7 protein-coding genes, 1 tRNA gene and 1 other RNA gene are annotated in these 10,133 nt (G+C 42.6%); 6 read left to right on the top strand and 3 right to left on the bottom strand.

All coding sequences use genetic code 11. From position 1 onward, the window contains the following. Positions 1 to 1,289, bottom strand: a 1,289-nt coding sequence (locus tag WC805_01860) for a hypothetical protein (protein MFA5967243.1), incomplete at its 3' end; no start/stop codon positions are given. Between the two features lie 296 nt (positions 1,290 to 1,585). Here WC805_01860 and WC805_01855 point away from each other — a divergent pair. Then, positions 1,586 to 2,485 (top strand): hypothetical protein, encoded by a 900-nt coding sequence (locus tag WC805_01855; protein ID MFA5967242.1) that lies wholly within the window; start codon positions 1,586 to 1,588, stop codon positions 2,483 to 2,485. Between the two features lie 44 nt (positions 2,486 to 2,529). On the opposite strand, the gene WC805_01850 is transcribed toward WC805_01855, so the two are convergent. Then, a tRNA-Val gene (locus tag WC805_01850) sits at positions 2,530 to 2,606 on the bottom strand. Between the two features lie 119 nt (positions 2,607 to 2,725). Further along, entirely contained in the window at positions 2,726 to 3,370 is a 645-nt protein-coding gene (gene udk, locus WC805_01845) for a uridine kinase (protein ID MFA5967241.1), read from the bottom strand. Between the two features lie 304 nt (positions 3,371 to 3,674). On the opposite strand from udk, the gene rnpB reads away from it, so the two are divergent. From rnpB to WC805_01820, 5 genes are all read left to right on the top strand, one after another. Further along, positions 3,675 to 4,090: RNase P RNA component class A (rnpB, locus tag WC805_01840), an RNA gene on the top strand. 137 nt (positions 4,091 to 4,227) lie between these two features. After that, a complete protein-coding gene (locus WC805_01835; protein MFA5967240.1) occupies positions 4,228 to 5,586 on the top strand; it encodes a sugar transferase in 1,359 nt (452 codons plus the stop codon). After that, complete coding sequence (locus tag WC805_01830) at positions 5,587 to 6,720, top strand: glycosyltransferase (protein ID MFA5967239.1); 1,134 nt, start codon at positions 5,587 to 5,589, stop codon at positions 6,718 to 6,720. Next, on the top strand, positions 6,720 to 7,889 hold the full coding sequence (locus WC805_01825) for a glycosyltransferase family 1 protein (GenBank protein ID MFA5967238.1): 1,170 nt from the start codon (positions 6,720 to 6,722) through the stop codon (positions 7,887 to 7,889). Before WC805_01830 ends, WC805_01825 begins: the two co-directional genes overlap by 1 nt. Then, positions 7,876 to 9,933: a DUF4012 domain-containing protein gene (locus tag WC805_01820; GenBank protein MFA5967237.1), complete on the top strand. Its 2,058-nt coding sequence runs from the start codon at positions 7,876 to 7,878 to the stop codon at positions 9,931 to 9,933. Before WC805_01825 ends, WC805_01820 begins: the two co-directional genes overlap by 14 nt. Positions 9,934 to 10,133: the final 200 nt, after the last annotated feature.

Genomic DNA, 10,133 nt, shown 5'->3' with positions numbered 1-10,133 from the left:
AAGCTAACTGGGCCAACAAATCCACCTACACGCAAAATTCTTACCTCATATACAGCGCTGTTACCCGGAGCAGTTGGAGATACGGTGTGAGTCAGAGGCACAATGGAGAGGGCGTAATCGGGAACCGGATTGATAGTCAGAGTGCCATTATCCGTATGCGTGACAGTTTTTAATACAAAAATAATTTCGCCAGTATCAGGATCGAGTTCCATAATCATGATATCGCTGGTGCCGGACACAATGATCGGAATATTTTCCCAAGTTTCGGTTAAGTCAGATCTAGTAAAGATGGTTAAAACAGCGGGTTTAGTTTCTCCGGCAATTAAAGTTACAGCATTGGGTACTAAGGTAAAATCATCCAGACAACCGCTTGCGCCCTTAAATCCGTTTAGTCCAGGAGTGCTTAAAACAACCGTGCCACTAAAATCATTTAAGCTAGTAACTTCAATATCGAAAATAGCTGTTTGGCCAGAATTAACAGTCTGATCTTTAGGTGGTTTAATAATTAAACTAAAATCTGGTTGGGGAGGGATTCCGCCTTCCAAATGCAAAATACCAGCAGCCGGGAGAGGGGGCTGCACAACGGGCGGGATCCAACCAATCGGGTAAATGATCTGACCTCCTATTCTAGGCATATAATTTATCTCGTCGACCCCAACATGGAAATCAATTTGACCACCACCTTCTGACAACGGATAATCTTTAAGCACAAGAGTAAGTTTGGGTGGATCTAGAATAAACTCATTATCGGCTGGAGAGAGTCGCCGATTTTTATATAAACCAAAAGCATTTAGATCGTCTAATACAGTTATCATGGGGTCAATACCATCATCGCCAGGGTACCCCATTTCAGGTACGGTAATTGTGGCAGATTCAATAAATTTGGGATATAGACTAGCTAAATCCTCCATTACCTTGAATCTTATAGTCCCCAAGAATGGCAATGGAGTTATGCCGTCACCATCATAAGTGCCGTGTTCGATCTGAATGTTAATCTTGTATTCCTTAACATTATTTGGCGGTATTTCGCCAGCTGGCCCACCAGTTTGTTCCATTGGTTCCAAAGAAAGCGTGATGACAGGTGCTCCGGGGACTTGGGCTTTAATACCCCAAAGAGATAATAATTGATCGATTTGTTTGCTAAATAATATAATGGCTAATAGTAAAATAGTCGCGCCTATCCCTAAGCCGATTTTCCAACCGCGAGAGCGTTTTTTGGCTCGAAATTTGGTATAAAAACTCCGCTCTGGAAGCGAATAGTTTCTGTTATTTGGTTTTTGACCCAACATACGACATTTTTATATTTATTTTAGATTTTTTGGTCACTGACTTTCATTTCATTATATCACAGAAATGGCTTTCAGTCAATTGATTTTCATCACTAAAATTACTGAAAATCAGCTTCATTAACATATATAAAACATATATAATTTTTTTATCGCGGACCAATTTCTGATAATTTTTGTTTTATAGTTTTTTACATTCTAGCGATTGACTTTATAGCCAAATTGTAGTATAATTAGGTTAGCAAAATAAAAATAAAACACCCTCCTGATCGCCATACGATCTCCGGGTCAAAAGAAAAATGAGGAAGAAAAGAAAGCCAGTCCAGGTTGATATCAAGGCATTACAAAAGTTAATCAAATCGGTTTCCCATTTTTCGGGGAACCAGAAAACTCAAGTCCGTAATATTTCTGCCGCCACTTTGGCGGTAGTTTTAATAGCGGGAATTTTTACTTTCACTCCCCAACTCCAAAATTATTTTAAGTCTTTGCCTAGTCAAGCATTCAGCATAATCGAGATTGGCCACTTGCCGACTACCAGCTGTGCTGATTACCAAATTGTTATTAATCCTGATATGCGAACAGTATTGGCAGGCGATGAAACCGCATACGATATTACAGCAGTGCGCCAATGCGGTTTTAGTAATCCGATTATTCTTACCACGGATTTAATAGGTAAAGATGGAATTGAATCAGCTGGATTCGACAGTAATGTATTAGTAATCGGTCACGACCATACGCAACTTTCTGTAAAGACGATAAATGGACAGTCAGATATTATGCATTATTTTAAAGTAAATGGTATCAGTTTTATAAACGGCAAACTGGTGTTGCGTTCGGATATGGCTACATTAAATATAATTAAGCCAGAAGATTTTGTGATTGAAGTCAACCCAATAGCGCAAATCATGGGACCAGATAGCTCTAAAGTTTATATGATCACATTAATTAGAATGAACGGTTTTGCGGGGAATGTGGCATTAAGCACTGATCTATTCGATAATGCTCAATCCAATTTAAAATCAGTTACCATTATGCCGCCTATCTTATACGGAGCTACTTTAAACGCTACTATGATGATAGAATCTAAATCTGTGACTACAGATGCGATATACCCATTTATTGTTAGCGGCGATACTGCCGATCTCAATGGATTGCCAGCGCAGAGAGAAGATACAGCTATGTTAGAGATTATTCAGTAAGCCCCGACTGTTTATAAAACAGACTTTAATCCGTTCATCTATACTGGTGGGCGGTACTGGGCTCAAACCAGTGACCTTTCGCACGTCAAGCGAACGCTCTAATCAGCTGAGCTAACCGCCCTAGGTAGTTTCTATTATATAGTTCTCGTGCAACTCGAACAATAAGAGGGGGTTAGACCCCTCTATCCTGCTCGGGGGTCATTTTTTTCTTGGATGCTGAATGCTAACCCCTAGATGCTACTATTCGCAGTGGCCGAGGATTTCTTTGATGCGGGCTTGCAGAGTAGTGATCCCGTCCTTTAGTTCTTCTTCGGTCCCATTATTGTTGATGATAATATCGGCAAATTCCTTGCCGGGCTCGACATACTTATCGTGCATCGGCCCTGCGGAGACCAAGTACTGGTTGATAGATTCTTCGTAATTTCTATCCCGTTCACCCACATCTCTTTGCAGGCGCCGAGCTAGACGAATATCGGGTTTAACATCGACAAAAACAGACAGGTCAAATAATTGACGAATTTCCGGATCGGTAAAGATCAAAATCCCTTCCACAATAATGATTGGAGCAGAATGAACCCGCGCCGTTTCGCGTTTACGCGTATGAGTAGCAAAATCATATTGCGGGATATCAACCGCTTCGCCCGCTTTCAGTTTTTTCAAATGGTCCAAAAACAGTTTATTATCCAGTGCAGCCGGTTCATCATAATTAAGCTCCTTGCGCTGATCGATCGCCACATCTTTACGGTCGCGATAATAATTATCGTGAGAGATACTAACAGTCTGCTCAGGTGCAACTTCGTGCAGCTTGCGGGCAATATAAGTTTTGCCGGAACCGGTGCCGCCGGCTATAGCAATAATGAAAGGTTGTTTTCTCGTTTCATTCACTTTTCTATTATGGCAAAACAAAGATTTTTTAGCCACTCTTTTAAAAAGAGTGGCCAGAAACTCCGGCCAGTTCGTCAAGGCTATTTAATTGATAAATCTTCAGGTGTTTAAGAGCCAAACTCGGCCGATATGCTATCGGCCTCACACATGGCTCCACCCTAAAAGATTTATCTAATTAAATATCGCCTCTCCTCCAATGGCTGGGTTGGGGAACAAGAACTCAGATTTACCGGCAGACAGGCTCTAATGGCTGAGTTAGGGGAAAACTTGATTTTCTATGGTATTTTGCTAAGATATTTACGCTGTCTGTCAGTGGGTGATCGCTGCTTAAAAAGTAGAGGAAAGTCCGAGCACCAGTCTTAGTTTAAACAGTCTCTAACAGAGACCGAGGGTGACCTCAGGGAAAGTGCCACAGAGACAATACTAACCGCGTAAGCGGGAAAAGGTGAAAAGTTGCGAGGTGTGGTTATGCGGAAAATCAGGCCAAACCTGATAATCTGTCTTTTTGCTACTCGCGAGGCCTCCGGGCGACCGGAGTGTCCGGGTAAACCCTGTTTGGTGCAAGTTGGGGTGGGTCGGAACTTATCAATGCCTTGAACTAAGAGCAGATAAGTTAAGATCCCAACGCATGAATCGGCCGGCAACAGCCGATCTAGATAGATGATTGCCACTCTGGTGCAAACCAGGGCACAGAACTCGGCTTATAGCTGACAGATAGCTTAAGAAATCTCTTTCCTCGGGAAGAGATTTTTTAATAGTTTTCAGATATAATAAGAGGGAATATCAAGTAAAATATTGTCCCAGTGAGAAGATTTCAGCTATTGTTCACATTTTTGCAGGTTCCGCTAGACTTACTTATGGTCTGGGCAGCTTTTCTATTAGCCTATTGGGTAAGAACTCAAAACATTTTGGCAGCTCCGCCGGTGTCTTATATGATGCCCTGGCAGCAATATATGGGACTAACTTTCTGGATAGCCTTGGGCTGGGTGGTAATATTTGCATCAACTGGTTTATACAATCCTAAATCACACGAGGGCTTGATAAAAATTTGGCAACGAGTTTTTATTGCCGTATCAGTCAGCCTGGCTTTATTTATTATCGTTTTATTCGGCATTAAAGAATCATTTTTTTCTCGCTTGATTGCAGCTTATGTTTGGGTGATTGCTATCGTCCTGGTTTTTTTGGGTCGCTGGTTATCGAAGTACAGCCAATGGTGGTTGGCCAAATCCGGTTTGGCTAAAGAATTTATTGTAGTGATTGGTAACACGCCAGAAATCGAAGAAGTAAAAAAGTTTTATGCTAAACGGATGGCGATTATCGAAGTCTTATCGGCAGAAGCCTTGCATGAAGCAGCTGATGTGGAGGCGTTGATTAACAAATCTCAAACCGACCAGGTAATTGTGGCCGGTGAGCTTTTAACTAGTAATGGTTTGGGTATCGATTTGATTAATTTTTGCGAAATTAACGGCATTCGTTTTCGGTATTTACCCAACATTACCGAACTACACGCGTTACACGTGGTCAGCGATGTTTTAGAAGGTTATCCCATCATCGAATTGCGTCCGACTCCTCTGGATGGATGGGGGAGAATCGTGAAACGGGTCTTTGATTTTGTATTTTCTGCCCTGGGCATAATTATTTTATCGCCTGTCATGATTATTATTGCTATGATCATTCGGCGCGACTCTCCTGGTCCAGCTTTATTCATCCAACGGCGTCCAGGACAATTTGGTAAAGAATTCAATTTCTATAAATTCCGCAGTATGTATAATCATTTGTCTACTGGCTCTAATTACGGTGGTGCCCAGGCCGAAGCAGTCTTAAGTGAACTCAGAGCCAACCAAAATGAGGCTTCGGGTCCGATGTTTAAGATGAAAAATGATCCGCGAGTTACTAAGATAGGACGTTTTATCCGCCGGACCAGCTTAGACGAATTACCTCAATTGTTCAATGTTTTGAACGGTGAAATGAGTTTAGTAGGACCCCGGCCGCCGCTTACTAATGAAGTGGCGGAATATAATCGGCAACAACTGCGGCGGTTAATGGTAAAACCTGGACTCACGGGTATTTGGCAAGTTTCGGGCAGATCGGATTCTTCGTTTGAAGAATATCTGCGGTTAGATATGTATTACATCGAACATTGGTCATTGTGGTTAGATATCCAAATTATTCTCAAGACTATTTGGGCAGTTTTCACTCGAAAAGGAGCTTATTAGATGAAGGAGTTATCTAGTTGTAAAATTGCGATTGTGGCGGATTGGCTGACTAGCCGAGGCGGCGCGGAACGGGTGGTGCTGGCTTTAGCAGAATTATTTCCGCAAGCCGATATTTTTACTTCCGTTTATAAACCGGAAATTTTTCCGGAATTAGCTCGTCGCCGAGTTATTACCAGCTTTTTACAGAAGATGCCTTTAGGTAAAAAACACCAACTTTGGCCCACCTTGCGGCCACTAGCTTTTGAATTACTCGATTTAGATAACTACGACATAGTTATTTCTAGCGCTAGTGCAGAGGCTAAGGGAGTGTTGACTAAACCGGAGACATTGCATATTTGTTATTGCCACACACCCACTCGCTATTATTGGAGCCATTATCATTATTATTTGCAGCATCCGGAATATGGCGGTTTCAATTGGTTGGTTAAATTGGTAATGCCGGCACTGATTCATAAGCTGCGGTTGTGGGATCGGGTAGCAGCCGATCGGGTGGATGTATTTGTCGCTAATTCCCAAACCACGCGGCAGCGCATTAAAAAATATTACGAACACGAGGCGACGGTGATCTATCCGCCCGTGGATACAGCCAGATTTACTATTAGTGAAAAAATAGGAGATTATTACCTTATTATAGGAAGGCAGACGGCCTACAAGCGGACGGATCTGGCCATTGCTGCTTTTAATAAATTAAAATTACCCTTAAAGATTATCGGCACTGGTCCGGCTTTAAAAAAATGGATGTTGCGGGCCCAACGTAATATCGAATTTCTAGGACGGGTTTCTGATGCAGAAGTGGCGCATTATCTCTCCCATTGCCGGGCGCTGGTGATGCCGCAAGAAGAAGATGCCGGTATTGTTCCTCTGGAGGCGATGGCAGCTGGTCGGCCGGTGATAGCCTATCGGGGTGGGGGAGCTGTCGAAACGGTAGTTATGAATAAAACTGGCATCTTTTTTGATCAACCAACTCCAGAATCTTTAATGGAAGCAGTTAAGCAATGCGCCGAAACAAAATGGGACCCAGCCGCTATTCAGCGGCAGGCCCAAAAATTTGATCGGAAAGTTTTTCAAAATAGCTTTGAGGATTTTACTCGATCAGTCTATAGTCAGCATCTAAAAAAGAGGGAAATTATTTAATGCGCATCGGTGTAGATATTAGGGGATTACTGACCGGTCAGCGAAGCGGTATCGAACAATATACTTTAAAAGTGCTCGAGCAGCTATTAGCTCTAGATCAACAAAATACCTATGTTTTGTTTTATGTTGCCTACCGTGATTTGGGAAGTAAATTAGAGTATCTATTATCCGAAGCCAGTTTTCTGAAGAATTCCCATGTTGAAATTCGTTCACTCAAATGGATCAATTTCCCATTACTTTTACATGCCATTTGGAAGCCCTTCGGCTGGCCTTGGGCAGATAAAATTTGTGGAGGTTTGGATGTGATGTGGCAACCCAGTCCGCGTTTACTTCCGGTGAGCCGCCAGTGTCGCACGGTAATTACTTTTCATGATCTGGTATTTGCTTTGTTTCCTCATTTTTACACTTGGAAATCTCGGCTTTGGCAATGGCAAATGAACTATCCTTATTTAGCGCGGACAGCTGATAAAATGATCGCTGTATCTAATAGCACTAAGCAGGATTTGGTGAATTTGTACCATGCGGATCCTGCCAAAATTTCAGTTGTGTACGAAGGTGTGGACGCAATTTATTTTATTCCGCAGCCGTTGGAAGCGATCACGGCTTTGCGTGCCCAATTTAATGTGCCCGATAAATATTTATATTATATTGGGAGTCTAGAGCCGCGCAAAAACGTTATCGCCATTGTGCGGGGCTTACATTATATAAAACAGCAGGAATTTGCTAATATAAAGCTGGTGATTTCGGGAGCAAAAAGTTGGCTAAGTGAGGCGATTTTTGCTGAGGTTGAAAAATTGAATTTAGGCCAGGAAGTTATTTTTACCGGACCGGTAACTGAACAGAAAAAAATTACTTGGCTACAAAACGCTGCCGTATTCGTGTTCCCGACTTTTTACGAAGGATTTGGCTTACCTGTCTTAGAGGCGATGGCAGCTGGCTGTCCGGTCATCACGGCTAACGTAGCTTCATTGCCGGAGGTAACCGGGGCTGCTGCTCTGTTGATTGATCCACAGCGGCAATCCGAATTAGACGCAGCTCTATTTAAGCTTTTAACGGAACCAGATCTGGCCCACCAACTAAGTAGTGCCGGTCGGCAGCAGGCCCATCAATTTACTTGGGAGAAAACCGCTGCTGCCATCTTAAACATTTTGACTAATGGGGGAGAATAAAAAATATTATTACATCAAAAAGAAACTGCATCCTACTGCACGGCGGCTGCATTTTTTCAGTCATCGTCCCGAAGTTGTGTTGCAATCTAATCCAGCGGTCAGAGCAGTAACCGGCGGAAATGAACATGTATTAGATCTGGATTTTTCGCCCGAAAAACCCCATTTAGGCATTGGCATTATCCGCTGGACACTATTTTTTATATTAGCAGTGTTGGTTTATGTGATGGGGGCGTTTTTGTATGCAGGCAGCTCAGATTTGAAAGATAATTTACTGAGTCGGGGAGAAGCGGGGGCTGCCAGCCTGCAAAAAGGGTCAGAAGCTTTGCGCAAACTGGAAATCGACAATGCGCTGGTTAACTTTAATTTGGCGGAAAAGAATTTTAACGCCGGCTTGACTACTTTTGCCGAATTGGGTCAAAGCAATTTATTGTTAGCTGGGGTTAATTTTGAATCATCTCAAATCTTGCAAGGCGAAGCGATCATGCAAACCGGTCAGCACTTGGCTAAGGCTGGGATCTTGGTTTCTGAAGCGATTAAGCCCGTCATTGGATACTGGGATAGTTTAGTGACGGTAGGTTCTAATATGAGCAATGTTGGCGAAGAATTAGGAAAGATCTTAATCACCAACTCAAGCAAAATTGATCTAGCCTTAAAAGAAGTTGCCGCTGCTAATACTAACCTGAGTCTTTTGAATATTGCCTATGTCGATCCCGCCTACGCTTCGCTATTGCAAGATGCTAAAGATAAAGCCCTCACCTTACAAACAGCGTTAGATTTGATGGGTAATATGGCCAAAGGGCTGCCGAAGATGATGGGTTTTGGCACTCCGCGGTATTATTTAATTCTTAATCAGAATAATAATGAATTACGGCCAACTGGCGGTTTTATCGGCAGTTATGTATTGATCAAGCTTTATCAAGGCAAATTAGAGAGCTTTTTCGTGGATTCGACTCAGCGTATAGACGGCCAAAATCTCTATAATGATATGGCCTTGCCGACCCCATTAAAGGGGATTACGGCTTATTACGGTATTCGCGATGCTAACTGGGAACCGAATTTCCCCACATCGGTGCGCACTATTCAGAAGCTGTACGAACAATCCGGTGGCGGGACGGTGGACGGCATGATTGCTCTGAATCCGGGCATTATTGAAGACATCTTGAGTATCATGGGGCCGGTGGAGCTGCCGAAATACAAGTTTGCTTTAACGGCAGCTAATTTTGTCGAGAAAACGCAGCAGCAAATTGCCGTGGCGGATAAGAGCGGCGCTTATAACCCCAAGCAAGTTTTATTGGATTTTGCTCCGGTCTTAATGGATAGGTTATTCAAAGCTAATTCCCGGGAGATTCGCCTAATCGGCAATAAACTTTTTCAACGCTTAGTGAGTAAAGATATTCTGTTGAATTTTTCTGATGCGTCTCTCGAAGATGTGGTAAGTAAATTAAATTGGGGTGGGGAAGTCCGTCGCATCGCTGCCACTGAAGATTATTTGTATGTGGTGACAGCTAATCTAGGCGGAAATAAAAGCAGCCGTTCATTAGTTCAGGAAATTTCTCATCAAGCCAATGTCCAAACCAACACCAGCATTATCGACCATTTAACTATCAAATATACTCATACTGGTACAAACAAGTTCCCTGACGGAATCAGTAAAAATTACATTCGGGTTTATCTGCCGATGGGTTCGCATATTACAAAAACAACCGGCCAAGATGAAAATACGCAAATTGATTTAGATAGTTCTGATGGAAAAACTGTAGCAGGGTTGTGGTTGACCATTAATCCTGGTGAGACCAAGGAAATAGCACTAGAGTACGAGCTTCCTTTCAAGCTTAATTTTACCAACGGAGAAGCTACTTATCGATTGATTTTGCAGAAACAATCAGGCAACGAGCGAGCTAATCTTAGCAGTTTCATTGAAGTAGCCGATAATATGGATCTGACTGCCGCCGGAGGGAGTGAAGCTGTTCGTAAAGATATGATTTTCTCAGACAAATTAGTGAAAGATGAAATTGTGACTGCCCCTGTACACAAATATCGCTAATGATCAGCTAGTTTTTAGTAGGGCAACTACTGTCTAATAATTTACACCTAATCCAAACCCGTTTCTTAGAAGAAGAGAGATTGATTGACATATCTATTTAACGAGAGCATAATTACGCCTGAGCTCTTTATGTGAGGGCATTTAAGCTCTCGCAAAGCACGCTCCTCCTTCGTTACCCCTGGTCAGGCGAGACCGGGGGT

The sequence above is a fragment of the Patescibacteria group bacterium genome, from assembly GCA_041659905.1.
Lineage (GTDB): Bacteria > Patescibacteriota > Kazan-3B-28 > Kazan-3B-28 > UBA10110 > UBA10110.
This window is presented reverse-complemented; position numbering and strand designations above follow the sequence as displayed.

Bases quoted from the DNA above. Each gene is read 5' to 3' on its own strand.
- WC805_01835 (MFA5967240.1), top strand. From the start codon at position 4,228: ATGGTCTGGGCAGCTTTTCTATTAGCCTATTGGGTAAGAACTCAAAAC.
- WC805_01855 (MFA5967242.1), top strand. From the start codon at position 1,586: ATGAGGAAGAAAAGAAAGCCAGTCCAGGTTGATATCAAGGCATTACAA.
- WC805_01830 (MFA5967239.1), top strand. From the start codon at position 5,587: ATGAAGGAGTTATCTAGTTGTAAAATTGCGATTGTGGCGGATTGGCTG.
- WC805_01825 (MFA5967238.1), top strand. From the start codon at position 6,720: ATGCGCATCGGTGTAGATATTAGGGGATTACTGACCGGTCAGCGAAGC.
- WC805_01820 (MFA5967237.1), top strand. From the start codon at position 7,876: ATGGGGGAGAATAAAAAATATTATTACATCAAAAAGAAACTGCATCCT.